The 21916-nt window shown below is 40.1% G+C and carries 26 protein-coding genes and 1 riboswitch; of the genes, 16 read left to right on the forward strand and 10 right to left on the reverse strand.

What is annotated here, in order from left to right; genetic code table 11:
• Positions 1–156 precede the first annotated feature (156 nt).
• Entirely contained in the window at positions 157–1587 is a 1431-nt protein-coding gene (locus G3567_RS04235; RefSeq protein ID WP_164004076.1) for a S41 family peptidase, read from the reverse strand.
• 96 nt (positions 1588–1683) lie between these two features.
• Between G3567_RS04235 and G3567_RS04240 the strand changes: the two genes are divergently transcribed.
• The 5 genes from G3567_RS04240 (at position 1684) to G3567_RS04260 (ending at position 4136) form a co-directional block, all read left to right on the forward strand.
• Positions 1684–2193, forward strand: coding sequence for an RNA polymerase sigma factor (locus G3567_RS04240; protein ID WP_164004077.1), 510 nt, complete (start codon positions 1684–1686; stop codon positions 2191–2193).
• Positions 2180–2611 (forward strand): hypothetical protein, encoded by a 432-nt coding sequence (locus G3567_RS04245; RefSeq protein ID WP_164004078.1) that lies wholly within the window; start codon positions 2180–2182, stop codon positions 2609–2611. The genes G3567_RS04240 and G3567_RS04245 overlap by 14 nt, the downstream gene beginning before the upstream one ends.
• 4 nt (positions 2612–2615) lie before the next feature.
• Positions 2616–3149 carry a DUF4252 domain-containing protein gene (locus G3567_RS04250; protein WP_164004079.1) on the forward strand — a complete coding sequence of 178 codons (534 nt, stop codon included), beginning with the start codon at positions 2616–2618 and terminating at the stop codon, positions 3147–3149.
• A gap of 2 nt (positions 3150–3151) precedes the next feature.
• Positions 3152–3688, forward strand: a complete 537-nt coding sequence (locus G3567_RS04255; RefSeq protein ID WP_164004080.1) for a DUF4252 domain-containing protein — start codon at positions 3152–3154, stop codon at positions 3686–3688.
• Between the two features lie 79 nt (positions 3689–3767).
• Positions 3768–4136, forward strand: a complete 369-nt coding sequence (locus G3567_RS04260) for a DoxX family protein (RefSeq protein WP_164004081.1) — start codon at positions 3768–3770, stop codon at positions 4134–4136.
• Here G3567_RS04260 and G3567_RS04265 read toward each other — a convergent pair.
• The gene (locus G3567_RS04265; RefSeq protein WP_164004082.1) at positions 4133–4825 is read right to left on the reverse strand and encodes a hypothetical protein; all 693 of its coding nucleotides are present in this window, start codon (positions 4823–4825) and stop codon (positions 4133–4135) included. The two genes, G3567_RS04260 and G3567_RS04265, sit on opposite strands and share 4 nt — an antisense overlap.
• On the reverse strand, positions 4822–5418 hold the full coding sequence (locus G3567_RS04270) for an acyl carrier protein phosphodiesterase (RefSeq protein WP_164004083.1): 597 nt from the start codon (positions 5416–5418) through the stop codon (positions 4822–4824). Before G3567_RS04270 ends, G3567_RS04265 begins: the two co-directional genes overlap by 4 nt.
• A gap of 102 nt (positions 5419–5520) precedes the next feature.
• Between G3567_RS04270 and glmM the strand changes: the two genes are divergently transcribed.
• A complete protein-coding gene (gene glmM / locus G3567_RS04275) occupies positions 5521–6906 on the forward strand; it encodes a phosphoglucosamine mutase (RefSeq protein ID WP_164004084.1) in 1386 nt (461 codons plus the stop codon).
• Between the two features lie 126 nt (positions 6907–7032).
• On the opposite strand, the gene G3567_RS04280 is transcribed toward glmM, so the two are convergent.
• Positions 7033–7905 (reverse strand): lysophospholipid acyltransferase family protein, encoded by an 873-nt coding sequence (locus tag G3567_RS04280; RefSeq protein ID WP_164004085.1) that lies wholly within the window; start codon positions 7903–7905, stop codon positions 7033–7035.
• Between the two features lie 55 nt (positions 7906–7960).
• On the opposite strand from G3567_RS04280, the gene G3567_RS04285 reads away from it, so the two are divergent.
• The 5 genes from G3567_RS04285 to G3567_RS04305 all read left to right on the forward strand — a co-directional run bounded on the left by G3567_RS04285 (position 7961) and on the right by G3567_RS04305 (position 11619).
• Positions 7961–8608: a rhomboid family intramembrane serine protease gene (locus tag G3567_RS04285; RefSeq protein WP_164004086.1), complete on the forward strand. Its 648-nt coding sequence runs from the start codon at positions 7961–7963 to the stop codon at positions 8606–8608.
• A gap of 70 nt (positions 8609–8678) precedes the next feature.
• A complete protein-coding gene (locus tag G3567_RS04290; protein WP_164004087.1) occupies positions 8679–9233 on the forward strand; it encodes a PASTA domain-containing protein in 555 nt (184 codons plus the stop codon).
• Positions 9234–9274: 41 nt separating this feature from the next.
• On the forward strand, positions 9275–10312 hold the full coding sequence (locus G3567_RS04295) for an RluA family pseudouridine synthase (protein ID WP_164004088.1): 1038 nt from the start codon (positions 9275–9277) through the stop codon (positions 10310–10312).
• An 86-nt stretch (positions 10313–10398) separates the two neighbouring features.
• Entirely contained in the window at positions 10399–11160 is a 762-nt protein-coding gene (gene yaaA / locus G3567_RS04300) for a peroxide stress protein YaaA (protein ID WP_164004089.1), read from the forward strand.
• Positions 11161–11166: 6 nt separating this feature from the next.
• Positions 11167–11619, forward strand: coding sequence for a PH domain-containing protein (locus G3567_RS04305; RefSeq protein ID WP_164004090.1), 453 nt, complete (start codon positions 11167–11169; stop codon positions 11617–11619).
• A 187-nt stretch (positions 11620–11806) separates the two neighbouring features.
• Here G3567_RS04305 and G3567_RS13545 read toward each other — a convergent pair whose 3' ends face one another.
• On the reverse strand, positions 11807–11932 hold the full coding sequence (locus tag G3567_RS13545) for a hypothetical protein (protein ID WP_262887109.1): 126 nt from the start codon (positions 11930–11932) through the stop codon (positions 11807–11809).
• Between the two features lie 93 nt (positions 11933–12025).
• Positions 12026–12715, reverse strand: a complete 690-nt coding sequence (locus tag G3567_RS04310) for a phosphoadenylyl-sulfate reductase (protein ID WP_164004091.1) — start codon at positions 12713–12715, stop codon at positions 12026–12028.
• Positions 12716–12857: 142 nt separating this feature from the next.
• Here G3567_RS04310 and ytxJ point away from each other — a divergent pair, with 142 nt between their 5' ends.
• Complete coding sequence (gene ytxJ / locus G3567_RS04315) at positions 12858–13274, forward strand: bacillithiol system redox-active protein YtxJ (RefSeq protein WP_164004092.1); 417 nt, start codon at positions 12858–12860, stop codon at positions 13272–13274.
• Between the two features lie 103 nt (positions 13275–13377).
• The gene (locus tag G3567_RS04320) at positions 13378–13842 is read left to right on the forward strand and encodes an ankyrin repeat domain-containing protein (RefSeq protein ID WP_164004093.1); all 465 of its coding nucleotides are present in this window, start codon (positions 13378–13380) and stop codon (positions 13840–13842) included.
• Between the two features lie 66 nt (positions 13843–13908).
• Here G3567_RS04320 and G3567_RS04325 read toward each other — a convergent pair whose 3' ends face one another.
• Positions 13909–14640 (reverse strand): bacteriorhodopsin-like, encoded by a 732-nt coding sequence (locus G3567_RS04325; protein WP_205521172.1) that lies wholly within the window; start codon positions 14638–14640, stop codon positions 13909–13911.
• Positions 14641–14735: 95 nt separating this feature from the next.
• Here G3567_RS04325 and G3567_RS04330 point away from each other — a divergent pair, with 95 nt between their 5' ends.
• Positions 14736–15632 (forward strand): Brp/Blh family beta-carotene 15,15'-dioxygenase, encoded by an 897-nt coding sequence (locus G3567_RS04330; RefSeq protein ID WP_164004094.1) that lies wholly within the window; start codon positions 14736–14738, stop codon positions 15630–15632.
• On the opposite strand, the gene G3567_RS04335 is transcribed toward G3567_RS04330, so the two are convergent.
• Genes G3567_RS04335 through G3567_RS04345 form a run of 3 tightly spaced genes read right to left on the reverse strand, consistent with a single transcriptional unit; the run spans position 15629 to position 18591 of the window.
• On the reverse strand, positions 15629–16438 hold the full coding sequence (locus G3567_RS04335) for an ABC transporter ATP-binding protein (RefSeq protein ID WP_164004095.1): 810 nt from the start codon (positions 16436–16438) through the stop codon (positions 15629–15631). The genes G3567_RS04330 and G3567_RS04335 overlap by 4 nt on opposite strands.
• 1 nt (position 16439) lies before the next feature.
• Positions 16440–17462: a FecCD family ABC transporter permease gene (locus G3567_RS04340; RefSeq protein ID WP_164004096.1), complete on the reverse strand. Its 1023-nt coding sequence runs from the start codon at positions 17460–17462 to the stop codon at positions 16440–16442.
• Entirely contained in the window at positions 17455–18591 is a 1137-nt protein-coding gene (locus tag G3567_RS04345) for an ABC transporter substrate-binding protein (protein WP_164004097.1), read from the reverse strand. Before G3567_RS04345 ends, G3567_RS04340 begins: the two co-directional genes overlap by 8 nt.
• 110 nt (positions 18592–18701) lie before the next feature.
• A riboswitch (cobalamin riboswitch) is annotated at positions 18702–18917 on the forward strand.
• 4 nt (positions 18918–18921) lie between these two features.
• Here G3567_RS04345 and G3567_RS04350 point away from each other — a divergent pair.
• Both G3567_RS04350 and G3567_RS04355 read left to right on the forward strand, forming a co-directional pair.
• Positions 18922–20787, forward strand: a complete 1866-nt coding sequence (locus G3567_RS04350) for a TonB-dependent receptor (protein ID WP_235923468.1) — start codon at positions 18922–18924, stop codon at positions 20785–20787.
• Between the two features lie 13 nt (positions 20788–20800).
• On the forward strand, positions 20801–21841 hold the full coding sequence (locus G3567_RS04355; protein ID WP_164004098.1) for a YncE family protein: 1041 nt from the start codon (positions 20801–20803) through the stop codon (positions 21839–21841).
• Positions 21842–21916 lie beyond the last annotated feature (75 nt).

A 21916-nucleotide genomic window follows, 5' to 3' on the forward strand; every position in this document is an offset into this window, starting at 1 on the left:
CTGACTGGCAGGCATTAACTTTGAGAACGAATAGCTGAAGCCTTCTGATTTTTAATTAAGCATAATGCATATGTCCCTTTGAATTCATAAGTATGAACAGAGTGAATTCACTTGTGGTATATGCAGAAAATAGTTTTCCAGTCTAACACTCAATACCTATTTCCGGGAGGGGACCGCATTCAGGTCGATATACATTCTTTGAAAAGCCGGAGCATTCATCTGACTTTCTCCGATAAGGACACCAGGACTAATGGACTGTTTCTCCTGAAATGCAGGACGTTCAAAGCCCGGACTGATTTCCCTGAGCGCTACATTGAGCAAGGTTTCCTGAGGGTCTCCCAATACGCCGAGCTGTGAGAAGATTTCACGCTGCTGAATGTCGGGCTCGAGGCCGTCAAAAAATCCGGTGAATCCCTCTTTATTGGCTATTTTTAAAATCAATGGCTGAATGGCATAGGTGTGTTCTAAGCTAACATCCTCTCTTCCGAAATCCGGGGAGTCATATAAGGTGACGGATCCTTCAAATTTGCCCGCTGTATTTGTTCCGATTTGTATAACGTTGATGTACGGATTCAAGGCGTTGATGACAAGTTCACTTGCTGAAGCCGAAGAAGTTGTAGTTAATACATATACCCTGGATAAATTCAGACTATTGATGGGTTCATCCGTAGAAATTTGATTGTCAAAAACCAATTCAGTGGGTTCAAAATTTTCGTTGTAGATCTGTCTGGCAAAGACTTCTCCGGAAAACTGTCCGGTAATCATGCTGGATAAATCTTTGGCAGTTTCAATGCTTCCGCCGGAATTGTACCTCAGGTCTAAAACCAGATCTGTAATCCCTTCCGCAGAAAAATTAGCAAAAACCGAATTGAGTTCGCTGTTGAAGTTGGATCTGAAGTTGTTGTACATCAGATAGCCTACTTTTTGGCCATCCACATCCAGTACGTTATGCTCAAGAATAGGATTTTCTGTAAGCTGAATTTTATTTAGACTGATCTCCTGGTCCAGGGCAACCAAATTATCCCCCTGAAATTCTGCCAGTCCAATCGTATAGCTGGGCTGAGATAAAAGTAAATTAAAATCGGTTGTTGGAGTAAAAGTCACGCCGTCGATGCGATTGAATATAACTCCCCGCTCAATACCTGCAACATCTGCAGGGGAGCCCGGAACAATATATCTCACGTAACCGAAAACCGTTTCGGTATTGGTAAATCTTACCAGTCCAAACTTCATACCATTGGACAATGAAATTCCCTGTAGATTCTGTTCTAAAGTCACAAAATCGGTAACGATAAAACTAAACCGGTCCTGTTCGGCTAATAAGGAATAAAAGAAGTCGACAGGCGAGTCTATGCTTGACAAAAAATCGACATATTCCGGTGTGGTTTCAAATCTGTTGTCTGCCAGGTCCGGGGAGTCACTTTTATAGACGTAAAAGATATTCAGGCCCTTCCAGATAAAATCTTTTATAGCGTTTTGGTCGGCCAATTCATTTACGTTTGTAATAGAATCATCAATATCTTCCTGGCAGGACATGAGAATGGATAAAGAGATGCTAACAAATAAGAAAAGTTTCAATTTTTTCATCAAGCTATTTTTTGATAAAAATAATCAATTTTAAAATACAAGGGTGATGATGTAACAAATCCTTTGTTAGATCGTCTTCATTAAAACAGGCTACCTATGACTTCTGAATTTTATGCTCAGCACGTTATACCCCTACAAGATAAAATCTTTAGGTTTTCTAGACGTCTCTTATCTTCAGAAGACGCTGCGAAAGACGCTACACAGGAAGTTTTACTGAAGCTGTGGAGATTGAGAAAAGAACTTGCAGGCATAAAAAACATGGAAGCTTATGCTATGACAATGACTAAAAACATGTGTTATGATGTTTTGAAATCTAAGCACAGTAAAACCCTGGAACTTGTTCACAGCAATTATGCGGGACAAACGTCCAGTCTTTCTTCAGAAATAGAAGCCAGAGATGAAGTGAATTTGGTGGCTAAATTCATCAATGAATTGCCAGAACAGCAGAGAGCGGTTATTCAGCTGAGGGATGTGGAGCAGTTTACGAACAAAGAGATTGAAGAGATTATGGACATGAACTCTACTTCGGTAAGAGTCGCTTTATCAAGAGCAAGAAAAAAAATTATGAGTGAATTAAAAAAAACATCAGCATATGGAATTGGATAAATCTTACGTGGAAAAGCTCCTAAAGCTTTACGAAGAGGGGGAAACCACTCTGGAGCAGGAGAGAGAACTGAAGTCTTATTTTTCGAGTGAAAACTATGACTCGGAGTTTGCAGCTTACGCTCGTCTTTTTCAGTTTTTTGAAAAAGAATCTACATCTCAAAGTCCTCCTCTTCAAACCAAAGCGAAAAAAACAAGGTATCCGTTTTGGATCAATATAGCAGCAAGCATTTGTATTGTGTTAGGCGGGGTTTGGTTTTATGACTTTTATCAAGACCAACAAGAATTAGAGCAAGCCAGACTTGCCTTTGAAACCACTCAAAATGCGCTTAATTTTTTATCCATTAACATGAATGAAGGTCTCGAGAAATTGGAATATATAGAAGTATTCAGCCAACAGAAAAATAAATTAATAAAATAAAGCTATGAAACAACTTAAATTAATGGGTCTTATAATGACCATCGCCATGATGAGCTTAACGACAAATGCTCAGGATTTCAGTAAGTATAACAATGTAAGGGAAATCACTTCTATAGTGGTAAACAAAGGCATGTTTAGACTTATGAGTAAACTAGACTTAGACAGTTCCGATGAAGATGTCAAAGCTTACCTGGATCTTGTTGGAAATCTAGAGGATATCAAGATTTATACAACAGAAAGTGTCGAATACGGCAAACAGCTTCAAGCCGATTTTAATACAATGAAATCCAATAAAAATCTGGAGGAGCTGATGCGTGTTAACAGTGAAGGTAAGAATGTTAATTTTTATATCGAACCCGGTAAATCCGATGACTATGTGAATAAACTCTTGATGTTTATCAACTCCTCAGAAGAATCAGATACCCAGTCGGTGCTGATGGTTATCAATGGTCAAATTGACTTGAAAAATATTTCCAAGTTGACCAGTCAGATGAATATTCCTGGCGGAAAGTCTTTGGAAAAACTTAAAGAGCAATAGATATGAAAAAGATCATTTTAATAGCATTGATAGGTATTTCTCTGGTGGCTTGCAATTCCAAGCCAAGCCTCCAGGAATATCTTGTGGAAAAAGAAAATTCAGTCGAATTTATTTCTGCCAGTCTGCCTACTAATCTTTTATTTCAAAACCTGGACAGCCTGTCTCCCGAAGAGAATAGCAGTTTGAGGAAAATTGAAAAGATAAATTTACTGGCGCTGACGAATAAAAAAGGGAAGACTATGCTTGAAGAAGAGCGTTTAAAGCTGAAATCCGTTCTTGAACAACCAGCCTACGAATCTCTTCTGGACTTCAGCAGTAGTGGCAGAGAAGCTGAATTGCTGTTCGTTGGATCGGAAGGAAACATAGATGAGCTCATCTTTTTCGGATATGATTCAGAAATAGGTATGTTGCTTCTGAGAATGCGAGGTAGTGATGTGAACGCCAATGATATCTATCAGATTACACAAACCGCTCAGCGCATGGATATGAATGCATTGACGGGAGACTTTGGAGATCTCTTAGGAGATTTGGGGCAATAGATTGATTTTCTGATTAAATTTATGTTAGAGTGTCTTTAGGCTTAATTATTTTTAAGATATTTAATAAAAATAATTACTTATGGATACTCTAATTTTAATTTTTAAAGTAGTGATTGCCCTTGGCATCCTAAACGTCTGGTTACTGAGGTTTAACAAGCAAACCGAATGGAGAGGAGCTGCAGCCGGAAACATGAATGAAGAGTTTACCAAATATGGCCTTCCGGTCTGGCTTGTACCCGTGATTGGATTTCTAAAACTCGGATTTGCAACCTTATTGATTATAAGCATTTTTAATGATGGCTATAATCTTGGCTTTATTGGCGCAGTAGGTATGGGAATCCTTATGATAGGAGCCATTGCCATGCATATCAAAATAAACGATCCGTTAAAGCGCTCGTTACCCGCCTTTTTAATGCTTGTGATGTCAGCGTTTATCGCCTTTGCTTAGCGCAAAGTTTCCAGATTTGTAATTTCAATGGGAATTCCAAATACTGATTTTTTAGTGGAAAGCAGCATACCAGACTGGGTTTTGACCCAGTCTTTCCATTTAGCTTCAATCCCGCCTACAGGAATAATAGACACCCACATTTTGAACGCAGTGGGTCTGTAATTTTCATCTACCTTCCATAAATACGAATCGCCGGGTGTGGTGCCTCCTGAAGTAAAGGTAACCAGTAGGCTCTTTTCTCCATCTTTAGTTACAAGTCGCCTTTCTACATCCTCATCCATGATTTTGTAGGGTGCAATCAGCCAGTACGAGTCGTTATTGAAATTTTTAATGCAGGTTTGAATGATTTCTGAAGAATTCAGGTCATTAGAGGAGATGACTTCGCTTTTGTCATACTCCTTCAGGTCGAGTTTTACTTTATAATTCTCAGAACTTACCAGGACATAGTTTTGGTCTTTATGCCATTCGTACGAATGCAAGCCTGCAAAGGTCCAGCTTATGATTTTGGTGTTTTGGAAAGCTTCATAATTCAACTCTTTTAAAATCTGCTGTGCAAACCGATCGGCTTCCGGGCCTTGTTTGCCCTCCGGCAGGTCTTCAGACATGAAAAAGCCAATGAGCGTCAGGACTAGTATTAAACCTACAACCCCCAGGCCTGTTATTTTTAAGATCTTCAAAAATCGCTTCATATATTCTGGTTAAGTGTTTTGATTTTTAAGTTGCAAAACTTCCGGATATCCTCAAAAAAGCTGGTGAATTCTGAATCAAATTCAGATTGAAACGCCAGATAAATGTCGGCGCCTTTATGCAATTGGGTTTCATGCTTGGTTTTATGATTCATCTGCCTTAGAATGTGTCTTAAATCGTCTAACTTGGAATAACTCAATAACCAGTTGTGTTCGATCATATAAGGAACCACTTTACTTATTTTCTTAGGCAGCAGATGCTGATTACTCTCCAGCAAATGGTAAAAATCTTCCGCAAATACAGGTAATTCTATATCCGAATATTCTTTCCAGCGTTTGGCTAAAATATGATCATAAATCATATCGATTACAACGCTGTTGTAATGTCCAAGTTCATCAAAAAACCGATGCGCCCCTTTAGACACCAAAGGATGGTGATCTGTAAAGTCGTCTATAGCCCGGTGCAGTAAAATGCCTTTCTGAATTTCAGCAGGATAGGTCTTGTACGACTTTCCTTTTATTTCATCTGCCATGAAGTTCCCCAGTTTCAGGAATTCATCATCACCAGATAGAAATATATGAGCCAGGTAATTCATTGCTCTAAAATAGTTTATTAAGCAGTTTTAGCAAATTATTTACAGGTAAAATCTTTGGACTCGTATCTTTACACCTGAAAAATTTCTTATAAATCCTAAATTATGACACTAATTAAATCTATTTCTGGAATTCGAGGCACTATTGGCGGACAGGTTGGAGACAATCTGACCCCGCTGGACGTTGTAAAGTTTTCTGCGGCCTACGGGCAATGGATAAAAACCCAAAGAACCAAGGAACACTACAAAGTTGTAGTGGGCCGGGATGCACGAATTTCCGGGAAGATGGTTCAGTCACTGGTAATGCATACGCTATCGGGGATGGGTATTCACGTGGTGGACCTGGACCTTTCCACGACGCCCACTGTAGAAATGGCAGTAGGTCTTGAAAATGCAGACGGAGGTATCATCCTTACGGCAAGTCATAACCCTAAACAATGGAACGCCCTAAAGCTATTGAATAAAGACGGAGAATTTTTAAATGCCGCCGAAGGCCAGGACATTCTGAATTTCGTGGAAGAAGAGAACTTCCAGTTTTCTGAAGTAGACGATTTAGGGGAAATCACCTATCATAATGCATATATAGATCTTCACATTGAAGAAGTGGTGAACCTGGAGCTTGTAGAAGTCGATCAGATAAAAGAAGCCAAAATCAAGGTGGTCGTAGATGCCGTAAACTCTACCGGAGGGATATCTATTCCACCACTTCTGGAAATGCTTGGGGTAGAAGTGGTAAAACTCTACTGCGAACCCAACGGGCATTTCCCACATAATCCGGAACCGCTGGCTAAACACTTGACGGAACTGTCTAAAAAAGTTAAAGAAGAACACGCGGATTTCGGTATTGCTGTGGACCCGGATGTAGACCGACTGGCTTTGGTGGATGAAAACGGGGACATGTTTGGAGAGGAATATACGCTGGTGAGCATCGCCGATTATGTACTGAGTCGTAAAAAAGGGCCGACGGTTAGCAATTTGTCGTCGTCTCGTGCCCTGCGCGATATTACCGAGAAACACGGGTGTGAATATTTTGCAAGTGCGGTTGGAGAAGTGAATGTCGTAGCCAAAATGAAAGAAGTGAATGCAGTGATAGGAGGCGAAGGGAATGGTGGAGTCATTTATCCTGAATTGCACTACGGCAGAGACAGCCTTGTGGGTGTTGCTTTGTTCTTAAGCTTGCTTTCAGAACGACAGATTAAAGTTTCTGAGCTCAGACAAACCTACACCTCCTACTTTATGGCGAAGGAAAAAATTGAACTGACTCCAGATCTTGATGTGGATGCGCTTTTGAATAAGATACAGGAAAAATATAAAGACGAGGACATCAAAACCATCGACGGCGTGAAAATCGACTTTGAGAATAACTGGGTCCACCTGAGAAAATCAAATACAGAACCCATCGTCAGAATTTATACCGAAGCTAAAAGTCAAGACGAGGCCGATGCTTTGGCTCAGCGCTTTATAGCTGAGCTGGAAGAAATGAGTAGATAAAGCTTTCAGGCGACCAGTTTTTTTGTAAAAAGAGAGATGAGCTCAGCCTAAAGCTCTGTTTAAAAGAACATACATCAGACCCTAACCAATTCCCCTCGAGCAGATAGACATTTCGGGAGGATTTGTTTAGGGTTTTCTGTGTTTCCAGCGCTTGTGAGTCCACAGGTAGTAAGCGGGTTCCTCACGAATTTGCTCTTCCAGCAATTTCAAAAAATGATCCGTGATTTCATAGTCAGGAATCGACTTGGGCTCATCGGTGATAAGTTCGAATTTACAGTTGTAATGCCCGCGTTTCAGCTTGGAAATTCTGGCATAAACCACGGCATGGTCCAGTCTTTTGGCCAGCATTTCGGCGCCTGTATACACAGGAACCTCAACGCCCATAAACTCCTGCCAGTGAAAGGCTTTGTCTTTCTTGGGAGACTGGTCGGATATGAAACCACTCACGGTCAACTCACCCTTTTCAGTGACTTCGTTCAATACATGAACCGTTTCTTTGGTCGTGATGAGGTAGGTGTCGTATTTGGCTCTGATCCGTTTCACCAACCTGTCGAAATATTTGTTCTTCAGTTGCTTGTAGACCCCATAGCCCTTATGATTTATAAAGGTTTGTAAAATGAAAATCCATTCCCAGTTTCCATAATGCCCCAGGATGATAATGGCACTTTTATTTTGGCGTTCCAAATCTGAAAAAATGGATAAACCTTCAAACTTAAAGCGTTTATCTATTTCAGCTTTTGACATGGAAATCGATTTGATGGACTCAAAGATCAGATCGCATAAATGTTTATAAAATTTTCTTGCTATGGCTTCATGCTCTGACTTTGAATAGTCCGGGAATGCGAGTTTCAGATTGTCCAGGACTACCTTTTTGCGGTAGGCGAACAGGTTATATACCAAAACATAAACCAGGTCTGAAAGGAGATAAATAAGTGGAAAGGGAAGTTTTGAAATCAGCCATAAAAAGGGGTAGATTAAAACATAAATCAGTAATTGCATTTAGCCAAATTTTGTGCAAAGATAGGTATATTTGGGCTTTTGAGATTTAAAAATTATGGGGGGATTAGGTTTTATAGTTATAGCAATCATAGCGGCCAATGTGTTGATGTCTTATAAGGGATTCAAGAATTCCGGTTTTTTTAACCGCTATAAATTTGAGGTTTCCTCTATCAAAGCCGGAGATCAAATCAGACTATTGAGTTCTGCATTTCTTCATGTGGATACGACGCATCTCTTTGTCAATATGCTGACGTTGTATTTCTTTGCTTCCAGTGTGCTAAGTTTTCTTGGAACCGGCGGACTTTTGCTGGTGTATTTTGGAAGTCTGATTCTGGGAAATTTACTTTCGCTTCAATTTCATAAAAACGAAAGCAATTATACGGCTGTTGGGGCGAGCGGAGCTGTGGTAGGTGTTTTATACGCTGCTATTTTACTTCAGCCCGATATGATGCTGGGCTTATTTTTTATCATTCCCATTCCTGCTTATGTGTTTGGGATAGGCTATTTGTTTTATTCCATCTGGGCGATGAAAGCCAGAAGAGATAATGTAGGGCATGATGCGCATTTTGGGGGAGCTATGGGAGGTTATTTCATCACCTTGCTGCTTTCTCCATGGGTGTTACAGGAGCATTTGCTGATGGTTATTTTGCTTGCCATTCCTATTGTGGTTCTTTTCGTGCTTCAGAGAATGGGTAAACTATAATTTTTTAGAATCTCTCGCGTTAATTTTATTCTAGCTTCGGCATAACCTATATTTGTAATTATTTTTAGTTATGAAATTTTTCAAGTTTATTTTTAGCAAAGTCTTTTTGCTTCAGTTAATTCTGGCAGTCCTGGTTTTAGTTGTTTTGGTTTTTGGTGCTCTAAAATATTTAGACATCACGACCGATCATAACGAAACCGTTGCCGTTCCGGATTTGTCCAAATTCCAACTGGATATCGTCGATAAAAAATTGGAGGAAATGAACTTGAGACGTGAGATCCTGGACTCCGCCAATTTTAATCCAAATTATCCGCCCTATTCTGTACTGGACCAGGTTCCGAAACCAGGAAAGCAGGTCAAAGAAATGCGTAAAATTTACCTCACCCTCAATCCTTCGGGTTATATCAATGTTGAAATTCCTGAAAATCTAATCAGAAAAACAAGACGACAGGTAGAGCCTACACTGATAGCTTTAGGCTTTCAAATCGGAGAAATTATAGAAAAACGCGATATTGCCAAAGGAGCCATCCTCGAACTGAGACATAAAGGGGAAACCCTGAAAGCCGGAGATAAGCTTCCCAAAACGAGTACCATAGACTTAGTGGTAGGTGATGGCAGTCTTTAGGCTCGCGGTCATATCCTGCTAAGTTCCAAATTAAACACACCATGCAAGCACAAGATAATTTAGATGAGAATGATGATCTCTATGAACATCATAGTTTTACCGCAACCAGGGGTCAGGAACCGCTGCGTGTAGATAAGTTTTTAATGAATTTTATTGAAAATGCCACGCGTAATAAAGTTCAGCAGGCGGCTAAAGACGGGAATATTTACGTCAATGGGGTAGCGGTTAAGCAAAATTATAAAGTGAAAGCCGGTGATGAGGTGAAAGTCCTCTTGGCCTATCCGCCTTATGAAAACTTACTCACACCCGAAGACATTCCTTTGGATATCGTTTATGAAGACGATTCTCTATTAGTGGTCAATAAACCGGCCGGAATGGTAGTGCATCCGGGCCATGGGAATTACTCCGGAACACTGATTAATGCCCTGATTTACCATTTCGATAATTTGCCGAACAACAGCAGCGATCGCCCTGGATTGGTTCATCGAATCGATAAGGATACAAGCGGACTTTTGGTAATTGCCAAAACCGAATCGGCTATGGCCTACCTCGCCAATCAATTTTTTCATAAAACCAGTAAGCGTGAGTATGTCGCGCTGGTCTGGGGAAATATGGATGATGATGAAGGCAGAATTGAAGGCAATATCGGAAGAAATCCTAAGAACAGATTGCAAAACCTCGTTCACACCGGGGATGAAGCCGAGCAGGGGAAGCCCGCGGTGACCCATTATAAAGTGATTGAACGTTTAGGCTACGTGACCCTGATCTCCTGTCAGCTGGAAACAGGAAGAACACACCAGATTCGTGTGCACCTCAAACATATTGGTCATACCTTATTCAACGATGAACGCTATGGAGGGGACAAGATTCTGAAAGGAACCACCTTCACCAAGTACAAGCAATTTGTAGATAATTGCTTTAAAATTCTTCCACGTCAGGCACTTCACGCCAAAACCCTGGCTTTCGAACATCCGGTAACCAAAGAATGGATGGAATTCGATTCTGAAGTCCCCGCAGACATCTCAGACTGTGTGGAGCGCTGGAGAAATTATGCTAAAAACAGCAAGGAGAATATTTAATATAAGCGAATCTAATCCTGTTATTTTAAATTATTAGTTAACAGGATATTTTAACTGCTGAATTTCCATTATTTTTAAAATAAAAAATGAAATTAATCGTATCTCCTGCCAAATCACTTAATCAAGAGGATCAGCTTCCTACAGATCGCTATACCAAGCCGGTGTTTGAAGAAACCGCCGCACAAATCAACCGAAAGCTGGCGCGAATGAGCAAAGATGACATCGCTGATTTGATGAGCATCAGCGATAAACTTGCGGATCTCAATTACGGAAGGTATCAGGATTTTGAAGAAAAACACACCCCTGAAAATGCCAGACCCGCTATCTACATGTTCGATGGGGATGTTTATACAGGAATAGATGCCTATTCCATTCCAAAAGATAAGCTGGAACATCTGCAAAATTCGCTGCGGATTTTGTCAGGGATGTACGGTGTGCTTCGGCCCTTAGACCTTATTCAGCCTTACAGGCTTGAAATGGGAACAAAATTAGCCATAGAGTCAAATGATGATTTGTACGCGCTTTGGCAGGACAAAGTGACTTCTCAGCTCAATTCAGAAATGCAGGAAGGTGAACTTTTAATCAATTTAGCAAGTCAGGAGTATTTCAAAGCAGTCAATTCTAAAAAGCTGCATGCTGAAATCATTTCTCCCGTGTTTAAAGATTTCAAAAATGGGAAATTGAAAATTATCAGTTTCTATGCTAAAAAAGCCAGAGGACTCATGGTAAGGTATATCCTGGATCATGAGATCAAAACCCTGGAAGGTATTAAAGGGTTTAATTATGAAGACTATCACTTTTCTGAAGAACATACAGAGAAAGAAAGTGAGCCCGTCTTTATCAGATAAGCGAAGATGAAATTCAAAAGCCGTATAGACAAGACCTTTATTTTTATATTTAGTTTATTATCACTTCTTTTTAGCATATTGATTAGCCAGAATGTACTGATGATGAATTTTTCAAAAACCTATGTCATTGTTTTGGTCACTGCTGTTGCATTACTTTGGTTACTGGTAATCTGGATTTTTTTGGATACGAGTTATAAAATAACCGATCGGAAGGTCAGTTTCAGAAGCGGACCTTTTTACGGAACGATTCCCCTGAAACAGATCAAAAAAGTGATGGTAGATAAAACGTCCTGGGATGGTAAAAAGGTAGCCCTGGCTAAAAAGGGTTTGGTCCTGATATATAATGGGAATAAGGAAATTTATTTTGCGCCTAAAACCAATGATTCTTTTGTTGACTATCTAAAAAAAGTCAATCCTGACATTGAGATTGAGAAAAATCAGTTTATTTCCTTAAAATAAAGCTCTTCTTCCTTTGTAAGCCGTGTCTGGATATGCCCAGAAACAAACTGCGTTTGTCCTTCCAAACCTTTAAAGCGGTCTCAAAACTTTATTCTTGTCACCCTGAACTGGTTTCAGGGTCTTACTCCTGCACGATGCAATCAGGCAGGTTCATACTGACAATGCTAAAGTTTTGAGGCGGCTTGTTTTAATAATGATATCGGCGTAAGCTGTTCCAGTATTTTAAACGTGTGGTTTTAAGCTCTAGTTTGTGAGCTCTTGATACGGGTTTTCTGCTTGAGTCAAGTACGGTGTTTTCTAATGTAGTTTCCATGAGTATTCGTTTTAAAAGTTAATATCTATTATTAAGACGAATGAAAACTAGATTTGTTACAGTACTATGTAAAACAAAGTAGTATTTTTTAAATTATAGATGTAAACCGCATTCGGTTTTGGGGCTGTTATTCCAGCGTCCGCTCCTGTCATCACCGGGAACAGTGCAGTGTTTACAGCCAATAGAATTGTAGCCCTTGCTCACCAGAGGGTGAAAAGGTAACTCGTGTTTTCTTATAAAAGCATCCCGTTCTTCTTTACTGACGTCTAAAAGCGGATAAAATTTCAGGATTTCCCCTCTTTGTTCAAAAATATCCAGTGAATTCCTATGGTCGCTCTGCCATTCCATAAGCCCAGAAACCCATACGGTGAATTTATTCTTAATGACTTCCAGGGGCTTGACTTTATTGATGCTGCAGCAAAAATCCGGATTTTTAGACCAGGTTTTGTCTTTGGTCGTAAACTCATGTTCATGAGAAAGGGCGCTGACCGATTTTACATTCAGCTGATAGGCTTCACTCAGTTGTTTTTTGTAGTTTAGTGTCTCCTCAAAATGGTAGCCGGTATCTATAAAATAGATGACCTGGTCGGAATTGATGTCGGAAAAGAGCTTGAGTAAAAATGCAGAAGTGGCTGCAAAAGAACTGGTGACCATGACTTCAGCCTGATCAAAATCTTCATACAAAGTCTTGATGCGGTCTGCAATGCTTAAGCTTTTATATTTTTTATTGAGTAGCTGTATGTCTTCATTGGAAACGATTCTCTTTTCTGCAATTTCACTCATTCTATTTCTAGATATTTTAACTTTGCGAATATAAGTAACTGATTAGTTTTAGACTTTATTTTTTAATGATAACTTTAGACTTTGCTTGTTAGCTGTAAGTAGGAAAGAAGCTGACGCCAACTCTTAATAAATTAGAACCATTATGGGATTTTTTGATCAACTCTTTAATGTTAAACCAACTCAAACTGACGAAGCCTCAAAGGCCTCTGAATTTACCTGGCGGACTCTTGACGGTCTTTCTCAGCTGGATGCTGTAGAAAAGCTTTCAGAAGAAAAACTGGTGGTTATTTTTAAGCATTCTGTTTCCTGTGGAATCAGCAATATGGTTTGGCATCAATTCCAAAACGAGATAGATTTCAATAACGATCACATCGAAATGCTTTACCTTGATCTTTTGGCCCATAGAGATGTTTCCAATGAAATCACACAGCGTTTTCAGGTTCTGCACCAGTCTCCGCAGATACTGGTGATTAAGAATGGAGAGGTTTTACACCATGCTTCCCATTCAGCCATAAGACTCTCCAATATCAAAAAATTCCTACCAGAATCTGATTCATAACCAGGCATCTGTTCAGTTGATAGTCCTATGTGTTTTAGAAATAGAAAAAAACCCGGATCTGAATCCGGTTTGTTTTAAATTCATAAAAAAAATCATGAAGCAAATGAATCTAATAGACGCAGTCAAAAGCCAAAATAGGGAAGAAGCCAAACATATTCTGGAGCAAAACCCTGAAGCGATAAATCAACCTGATGAAAGGGGATTTACACCCCTGTTATATGCAACTTATACGGGTCAAACCGCATTGGTTGATTATTTGATGAAATTCCATCCGGATGTCAATGCACAGGATGTGACAGGAAATACGGCCCTGATGGGTGTGAGTTTTAAAGGGAATCTGGACATGGCTGAATTGCTTTTAAAGCATGGAGCCGATGTCAACCTTAGCAATAAAAAGGGAGCGACGGCCATGATTTATGCAGTGAGTTATAATCAGCCTGATATGGTGAAGTTATTACTGTCTCATGGAGCTGATATCAGCATAAAAGACCAGGATGGTTTATCTGCCAGAGCCCATGCTAGAAACCTGGGCTTCAAGGAAATTGAAGCTTTAGTGAGTCAAGATTAAATCGTATAAAAAAAGTAAGCCGAATCTGTTAAGATTCGGCTTATAAAATCATTTAGGTAAGTTGATTTATTTAGAAGATTTGATAGCTAATGAATAAATAACAAGTCCAAAACCTATTTTATTCACAGCATCTCCAATGTTGTAGACTACATCCATGAAAGAAGCATCTACTCCAAAGTCGAATCCAAATAATCCTCCTGGAGTACCTAATATGTAACCTATAGGGTAGATAGCCCATCCTACAAGAACGAACCAGCAAAGGATGTTGTGAGCTTTCAATACTTCACCACCTGCAGAAGTTGCCAATTGCTTAGCTTCTCCAAACCAGATAATGTAAACAATGATAAAGTAAGCAATACCTGAAGCAAGACCCCACTGCCACGAATAATCTGGAGATACAGCCTCACCGAAGTAACCTGTAACAAGCATCACTACTGACCAGAAAATCAGTTTCCACATCAATGATTTTTTAGCGCCGGCAACTCTTAAGATTAAGAAAAACTCAACACACATTAATGGAACGGTTAATACCCAGTCTACATATCTGAAGAATGTAGGTGACTCTTGAAAAGTATCCCAATAATCTCTCATGTAGAAGTAATGCACTGCAGCAATGAAAGTAATTAAACCAGATACTAAAACTGATGTTCTCCACTTTTTATCAAATTGGCTTAATGATAAAAAGAAAAAGGCAGATGCAGCCATCATGGCCATACTACCTACGAAAAAAGTAAAACCGACATAATCGTCATTTGCGATTTTTGAGACGTCGGCCATTAAATACATAAAAGTTCTCATAGATTAAAATATTTAAGTTTGTTTAATCAAATGTAGTAATAAATTAAACATCATTTTTTGCTTTTAAGAAATTTTTTGATTTATTTTTGTATTATATGAAATTTAATAGGAATATTCTTTTCAATACGATAACGGCATTAACCTTTTTGGCTTTGGCTGTTCCCATACTCTTTTCTCAAGAAATTCAGTATGTTATAGCCTTTACAGGGATTTTTAGTTTTGGAATTTTACATGGATCTAACGACTTATTTGTGATAGAAACCTTAAAGAATAAACCTAAACAAAATCGATTCACAAGATCTTTAATCACCTATTTGGGAGTGGTTTTAGCCTTTGTGGTCATATTTTATTTTATTCCCCTTATAGCTCTGCTTGCGTTTGTTCTGATAAGTGGATATCACTTTGGAGAACAGCATTTTCATCATAAGATCTCCAACCCGTCATCGGTTTTAGCATCCCTGTTCTATCAGACTTACGGATTGCTGGTCTTATTTCTCCTCCTGTATTTGAATAGTAAAGAAGTCATTCTGATTATCCAGGACATGACAGGTTATCTCGTCACTGAAAGTCTCCTTCTTTATGTGCTTCTGGGTTCATTGGTTTTGAGTTTCATTTTTTTCGTCATGCTTTCAAAGAAAAATACAGCACTTAAAGCTTCAGCCCTTCGCAATGTTTTTTACCTTGTTTTGTTTTCAGGCTTATTTTACGTGAGCGGAGTCGTGTGGGGTTTTGCTGTTTATTTTGTGCTTTGGCACAGTTTACCATCTTTAAAAGACCAGGTCAACTCGCTCTATGGTAAGTTTGACCTCGAAAACTTCAGCAAATACTTTAAAAAAGCCTTTCCGTATTGGCTGGCCTCCATCATAGGCTTGTGTGTGGTGGTCTGGCTATTCAAAGACTTTAAAAACTTTATATCCCTGGTCTTCGCTTTTATCGCAGCCATCACATTTCCTCATGTATTTGTTATGCGAAAGCTTTTTGGTCGTGATTAATCTTCAGAGATTTTCATTTTAAACGTGCGGGACTGTTCATCAAAAACAATAAAATCTTTAGGAAACAAGGAGTTGAATGCTCCGTTTTGAATTAGTTCTGAAGGAGAGCCGCAGCTCACCTGCTGTTTGTCGATGAGAATAATCCTGTCACACAGCTGAAGTGCCAGGTTGATTTCGTGCGAAGCAAATAAAACGCTTTTATGTGAGTTTTTTACAATGGATTTTAAAAGCTTCAGTACATAGGCTTTGTGGAACATGTCCAGGTGGGTGGTGGGTTCGTCCATCAAGATGAGTGCTGTATCCTGTGCCAAAGCTCTTGCGATAAGTACTTTCTGAAATTGACCATCGCTTAAGGAGGCGCATAAATTATCCTTCTTCGGAAGTAAATCCACCTGGCTCAGAGCCTGCAGGACCTTATCCACATCCTTCTGACTTAAGTGTCCCAGCCAGTTGGTATACGGATGTCTGCCTAAAGCAACCAGTTCCATGACCGTTAATTGCTTTGAAACATGCTCATGGGTTAAAACCAGACTCAAAAATGAACCTAAATCTTTTAAAGCCAACTCAGACAACAAGTGGTTGTCAATCTTCACCTGCCCGGCCAAAGCAGGAATTTGACCTGACAAAGTTTTCAACAATGTAGATTTTCCTGAACCGTTGATGCCTATTAAAGCCACCAGCTCACCGGCTTTGATTTCAAAATCAATTGCTTCCGCAACAGAAACCACTTCTTTTTTTTGCCTGTAGCCAATGCTTAACGAGGACGTGGAAAGTAAGATGTTATCGCGATTAAGTTCTGAAGACATTTTAAAAGTTGAGTTTGCGTTTTCTTAAAAGCAGCCAGATAACTACCGGTGCACCAAATAAGGAAGTTACTGCATTTATGGGCAGGGTGTTTTCATTTCCCGGAAGCTGAGCGATGACATCACAAACCAGCATTAATATCGCTCCTCCCACGATAATGCTGGGTAATAAAACCCGGTGATCGCTGGTTGGGATAAGTTGCCTCACCAGATGCGGGACCGCAAGTCCTACAAAAGCTATTGGCCCTGCAAAAGCAGTAGCGCTCCCCGCCAGAATGGAAGTAGAAATAATAATCAAAACCCGATTGCTTTTCAGCTGAACCCCCATGCTCTTAGCGTAATTTTCTCCCAGGAGTAAAGCGTTCAAATTTTTAAGGCAGAAAACAGCGAAGCCAAGTCCTGTAAACCAGCAGGCTGCCAAAATTCCAACTTCCTGCCAGGATAAATTTCCTAAGCTGCCAAAGGACCAGAAGATATAGAGCTGAAGATTATTTGAATTACTAAAATAAGCCAAAATACTTACGACGGCAGAGGTGAGACTGGCTACCATCAATCCAATAATCAGTAAAGTCATGGTGTCTTTTACTCTTTGAGCAGTGGATAAAACCGCCAGCATGACCAGGAGACTCCCTCCGCTCGCCGCCAAGATAATGGCCCATTTGGAAAAGATAAACTCCCCTAAAATTCCAGAAAACAAACCTGCGCCCATGATTAAAAAGGCAACGCCCAGACTTGCACCGCTGCTCAAACCCAGTACATAAGGCCCGGCCAAAGGATTTCTAAATAGGGTTTGCATCAATAAACCACTGACCGCAAGTCCGGAACCAATGAGGATAGCCGTTATGGTTTTGGGCAATCTGTACTGGAGAATGATATAGTCCCAGGTGGAATTGTCCAGACTTGACCCCAGAAGACTTTTCAGAATATCCGAAAAAGGGATAGACACAGAGCCTAAGGACAAACTCAGTATGATGCCTAGGAGCAAGAGCGCGAGGAGCAGGATATGATTTATAAGGGATTTACTCAATTTTCAAAGGTTTAAAAAAGGTAAACGCCTCGTTTTCCAAAAGTTCAGGATGAAATATCTTCACCAGGTCCTTCAGTACTAAATCGGGTCGGTTGGGACCTATTTCATAAAAAAGTACACCGCCGGTTTCACCAGTGGTCGATGCCATGGTATAAATATTTCTTTCCTGAAAGGCTTCAAATTCCTGGTAATGCATATTGCTTTCTAAAAGTTGAGCGTAGGATGTGAACTGAGCCGGCGAAATCCAAAATTCTGCCGCTTTGGCATCTTCCAGAACCCTTTCAAAAGAAAAGGCCGCGCTGCCTTTGCCTTGTGTATCTTTATAGACATACTCAGCATTGGCATCTTCAAACAACTGCGCCTGCCAGCTTGTTCCATAAGGCAAATACCAGCGATCCTGGTGCATAGCTCCGGAAATAACACTGGGTTCCCCTGTAGCTCCTTCTGCTTTTTCTTTCAAAGCCAGGTAATCGGCTTCCACCTGATTAAATGCTTCTATGGAAAGGTCTAATTCACCCAGAAAGACACCAAAAAACTTGATCCATTCGGCTTTGCCCAGCACGTCCTTTTCCAGCCAGTCCCCGTTATAGACCACAGGTATTCCGGACTTCTGAATCTGAGTTAAGGTTTTATTCTGTCCTTCTACCCCAAAACTAAAGACCACATCCGGATTTACGGAAAGCAAAATCTCAGTATTGAGGGCTTCATTTTTCCCTAATTCCTTCACTTTTCCGGCATCGATTAAAGCTCTGGCTTTTTCAGAAGAGATAAAATCAAGATTGGGAAAACCGACGAGCTTATCGATTTTGTTCAAAGTGATAAGCGACGGAATATGCGTAGTAGAAGTGGTTACCAACTTTTCAACAGGCAATTGAATGAGTGCCTCATAAGATATCTGTTCCGGAACGTGTTCAGACCTATCCACAACTAAATACACTAAATCGTTTTCAGCTTCGGGCCAGGGAGAGTGAACAATCACCTGCGTGAAATTCGCATACTTATTGATAGAAAATCCGGTGGCGTATTTGATTTCTACCTTTTCATAACCCCTGTCTGTATTAGCCGAATGGTCTGCTTTTTTACAGGCGAAGAAGCTCAGGAGGATAACGAAATAGAGTAGGGGTTTCATTCAATACATTTTAAGCAAAAGTATGATTAATTATTTTGACCATATCCGGCTCAAAAATCAATTTTACAAAACTTAGGGGGGAAAAAGTATGCTTTCTTTAAGAAAAGTTTATTTTTGCACTGCATTTTGGTTCTCAAAGGTTATTTCAACTTTTGAAGATTAAAAGGGAATTTCGTTAAAATCGAAAGCTGTTCCCGCAACTGTAAGCTAAGTACGCCATGTGCGTATGCTTTGTTCCTCAACTTCATAACCACTGTTTGCTTTGGCGAATGGGAAGGTTGAACAAAGACGCAAGCCAGGAGACCTGCCTCAATGTGTAAATTTTAAACAATGACTTTCGGGAAAAGGGTCTACTGGTGTATGAAGTATTCGATAAGTTTTTGCGTCTTCGCGTGTTTTTTCACGGGATTAGGTTACGCACAGTTAGATTCCATCCAGAAACTGGATGAAGTGTTTGTAGTAGATCGCCAAATCAACAGGTTTTCTACTGGGCAACTCGTCTATACCTTGTCCGGCTCGACCTTACAGGATTCTCCCGGGACCCTCACAGATGTTCTTCAGCAAAACACACCTATTTTCTTTAAGCAAAACGGTTACGGTATGGTCTCCTCACCAGCATTCAGAGGCACCACTGCTCAACAAACGGCTGTGGTTTGGAATGGATTCAACATCAATTCCCAGTTTAACGGCCAAACCGATTTCAACACTTTACTCGTAGATGGCTTCGATGAAATTTCAGTGAGACCCGGCGGAGGAAGCGTGGTTTACGGAACCGGAGCGATAGGAGGGAGCATTCATCTTACCAACAGACTTAGGTTTGATGGAGAAACCCATGTGGTTTTAAATGCAAGACTTGGCAGTTTTTCAACCTATCAAAATTTGCTAAAAGCGTCAACCTCCTCCGACCAGTGGAGTTTATCCTTTGCCTTATCTCGATTTTCTTCTGAAAATGATTACGATTGGCCCGGGACCTCTCGGCAAAACCTGAATGGTGAGTTTGAGCATTACAATGCCAATTTGAGTCTGGCCAGGAAACTGAATCGGAACAATAGAATCACTTACCACGGCATGTATTTCAATGGGGATAGAAATTTCTCTCTTTTGTTTCCGTCCGACCCGCCATCCAGTTATTCTAATGAAGACCACAGACACCTCCTGGAATGGGAAAGTGAACTCTCTGAAGTGACCTCGGTCTTGAAGCTGGCTTTTTTTGAGGAGTATTTTCAATATACTCCGGACTCAAGAACACCCAGGCCTACGGGAGCCACGGCACAAACTGCTTTAGCACGTTATAGCCTTTTTTATTCTTATAAAGCTTTCGACTTTAATGTCTTAAGCGAATACAATTACACTAGCGCAAGCGGTGATAACGTCTTGTCTGAAAGCAGGACTATTGCCAGTTTTGCAGTTCTGACCAAGCATCATTGGAAAAAATTAACTTCAGAAGTCAGTTTTCGTCAGGAATATTCTGATGTATATGATAGTCCTTTTTTGTTCAGCTCCGGTTTTGATTATGAATTTTCCGAAAGGATTGCTGCCAAGGCTAAAGTCTCCAGGAATTTCAGAATCCCCACCTTTAATGATTTGTACTGGGAGGGAAGCGGAAGGACTGATTTACGACCTGAAACTTCGGGTCAGCTGGAAACTTCAGTTGTTTTTTCAGCGAAAGAAAACAAACATCAGTTGACCTTTACAGGCTATTATAACGACATCACCAATCTTATTCGCTGGGTCCCCAATTCAACTAACATCTGGCAACCCGAAAATGTAGACGAAGTTGAAACCTATGGCCTGGAGGCCCATCTCACCTCTGAATTTGTATGGGGGATGCATGAATTTAATTTCAGTTCCCTTTACGCTTACACGGTTTCTGAAAACACACAAACGGGTTATCAACTTACCTATGTCCCCAGGCATAAGTTTACAAACAACCTGACTTATAAAATCAATCGATTTTCGGTAGATCTTCAAAATCTATACAACGGCGAAGTGTTTACAAGGACCAATAACTCTCCGGATGATATACTTGAAGACTACCTGCTTTGGAATGCCGGATTGTCCTATGTAATTCCAAAGTTCCAAAATTTAAAACTCTCAGTTCAAGTCAGAAATATAGGAGATGTTGCCTATCAAACCATTGAAAACAGACCTATGCCAGGAAGGCATTTTTTTATTCAAACCTTAATCAATTTTTAAAACCAAAAATTAAATGAACACGTATTTTAAATTTATCATGATCGCTTTTTTCGCCTTAGGTATGTTCTCCTGTAGTAATGATGACGACCAAACAGGACCCATAATTCCGGACGGAGATTATTTTGACGGAACGCTTATTTTAAATGAAGGGGGAAGCGCAGGAGGATCGGTTTCTTTTTTAGACTCAGATTTGCAGGAGCTTTCAAACTCAATATATGAAGAGGTTAATCCCAATGCCGGACTGGGATTATATCTCCAATCCATGTTCTTTGCGGATGACAGAGCTTTTATCATTGCCAACGGGTCCAATTTAATCACCGTTGTAAACAGATATACTTTTGAACTGCTTGGAACTGTAGACACAGGGCTTAGTGTTCCCAGATATGGGACCGTTTTGGATGGTAAGGCTTATGTCACTAATCAGGCTGCTTTCGATTCAGATCAGGACGATTATGTCGCTATAATCGATATCGAAACTTTGGAAGTCGAGGAAACGGTTCTCGTAGGCGCTGTTGCAGAACATATCGTCAGTTATAACGATGACTTATTTATTCAAAATGCTGCATTTGGCTTTGGAAATCAAATCTCCAGATTCAGTACGGCTTCAAATTCAATAATAGAAACCCTGACGCTGGCGGCTGGTCTTAACTCTATGCAACTTTACAACCAAAGCCTGTATGCTTTAGATTCTGAAGGCCTTAAGGAAATTAATCCTTCCGCGTTTACGCTTGTAAATCAGATTGCGAAACCTGAAAGCTTGGAGTCTTTAAATAACTTAAGAGTTGAAAACGATCAGTTTTATTACACTTCAGGAACAGCAGCCTATGCTTCACCGGTTTCAGCTACTGAACTTTCTTCAGAATTCATTTTCGATTACGGAAGCACTTCAACATTCGGTTCATTCTATGGATTTGATGTGAATCAGGACCGGATTTACGTTGGCGATGCCGGTGATTTTGCTTCCAACGGGACCGTGTTAGTCTATTCTACTTCTGGTGAACTTCTCACTGAAAAAACAGCAGGAATCGCCCCCAATAGCTTTTATTTTCAATAATACCTTCATCCGGGTTTAAAAAAAACAGCTTTATGCAGAAATGTATAAAGCTGTTTTTGTTATGAGGACTCAGTT

Origin of the sequence: Psychroflexus aurantiacus (assembly GCF_010820555.1) — a bacterium.
GTDB lineage: Bacteria > Bacteroidota > Bacteroidia > Flavobacteriales > Flavobacteriaceae > Psychroflexus > Psychroflexus aurantiacus.

Bases quoted from the DNA above. Each gene is read 5' to 3' on its own strand.
- G3567_RS04280 (WP_164004085.1), bottom strand. From the start codon at position 7,905: ATGCAATTACTGATTTATGTTTTAATCTACCCCTTTTTATGGCTGATT.
- G3567_RS04250 (WP_164004079.1), top strand. From the start codon at position 2,616: ATGAAACAACTTAAATTAATGGGTCTTATAATGACCATCGCCATGATG.
- G3567_RS04345 (WP_164004097.1), bottom strand. From the start codon at position 18,591: ATGAAACCCCTACTCTATTTCGTTATCCTCCTGAGCTTCTTCGCCTGT.
- G3567_RS04335 (WP_164004095.1), bottom strand. From the start codon at position 16,438: ATGTCTTCAGAACTTAATCGCGATAACATCTTACTTTCCACGTCCTCG.
- G3567_RS04265 (WP_164004082.1), bottom strand. From the start codon at position 4,825: ATGAAGCGATTTTTGAAGATCTTAAAAATAACAGGCCTGGGGGTTGTA.
- G3567_RS04240 (WP_164004077.1), top strand. From the start codon at position 1,684: ATGACTTCTGAATTTTATGCTCAGCACGTTATACCCCTACAAGATAAA.
- ytxJ (WP_164004092.1), top strand. From the start codon at position 12,858: ATGGGATTTTTTGATCAACTCTTTAATGTTAAACCAACTCAAACTGAC.
- G3567_RS04255 (WP_164004080.1), top strand. From the start codon at position 3,152: ATGAAAAAGATCATTTTAATAGCATTGATAGGTATTTCTCTGGTGGCT.
- G3567_RS13545 (WP_262887109.1), bottom strand. From the start codon at position 11,932: ATGGAAACTACATTAGAAAACACCGTACTTGACTCAAGCAGAAAACCC.
- G3567_RS04290 (WP_164004087.1), top strand. From the start codon at position 8,679: ATGAAATTTTTCAAGTTTATTTTTAGCAAAGTCTTTTTGCTTCAGTTA.
- G3567_RS04310 (WP_164004091.1), bottom strand. From the start codon at position 12,715: ATGAGTGAAATTGCAGAAAAGAGAATCGTTTCCAATGAAGACATACAG.
- G3567_RS04270 (WP_164004083.1), bottom strand. From the start codon at position 5,418: ATGAATTACCTGGCTCATATATTTCTATCTGGTGATGATGAATTCCTG.
- G3567_RS04295 (WP_164004088.1), top strand. From the start codon at position 9,275: ATGCAAGCACAAGATAATTTAGATGAGAATGATGATCTCTATGAACAT.
- G3567_RS04330 (WP_164004094.1), top strand. From the start codon at position 14,736: ATGAAATTTAATAGGAATATTCTTTTCAATACGATAACGGCATTAACC.
- G3567_RS04355 (WP_164004098.1), top strand. From the start codon at position 20,801: ATGAACACGTATTTTAAATTTATCATGATCGCTTTTTTCGCCTTAGGT.
- G3567_RS04260 (WP_164004081.1), top strand. From the start codon at position 3,768: ATGGATACTCTAATTTTAATTTTTAAAGTAGTGATTGCCCTTGGCATC.
- G3567_RS04285 (WP_164004086.1), top strand. From the start codon at position 7,961: ATGGGGGGATTAGGTTTTATAGTTATAGCAATCATAGCGGCCAATGTG.
- G3567_RS04350 (WP_235923468.1), top strand. From the start codon at position 18,922: ATGACTTTCGGGAAAAGGGTCTACTGGTGTATGAAGTATTCGATAAGT.
- yaaA (WP_164004089.1), top strand. From the start codon at position 10,399: ATGAAATTAATCGTATCTCCTGCCAAATCACTTAATCAAGAGGATCAG.
- glmM (WP_164004084.1), top strand. From the start codon at position 5,521: ATGACACTAATTAAATCTATTTCTGGAATTCGAGGCACTATTGGCGGA.
- G3567_RS04235 (WP_164004076.1), bottom strand. From the start codon at position 1,587: ATGAAAAAATTGAAACTTTTCTTATTTGTTAGCATCTCTTTATCCATT.
- G3567_RS04305 (WP_164004090.1), top strand. From the start codon at position 11,167: ATGAAATTCAAAAGCCGTATAGACAAGACCTTTATTTTTATATTTAGT.
- G3567_RS04325 (WP_205521172.1), bottom strand. From the start codon at position 14,640: ATGAGAACTTTTATGTATTTAATGGCCGACGTCTCAAAAATCGCAAAT.
- G3567_RS04320 (WP_164004093.1), top strand. From the start codon at position 13,378: ATGAATCTAATAGACGCAGTCAAAAGCCAAAATAGGGAAGAAGCCAAA.
- G3567_RS04245 (WP_164004078.1), top strand. From the start codon at position 2,180: ATGGAATTGGATAAATCTTACGTGGAAAAGCTCCTAAAGCTTTACGAA.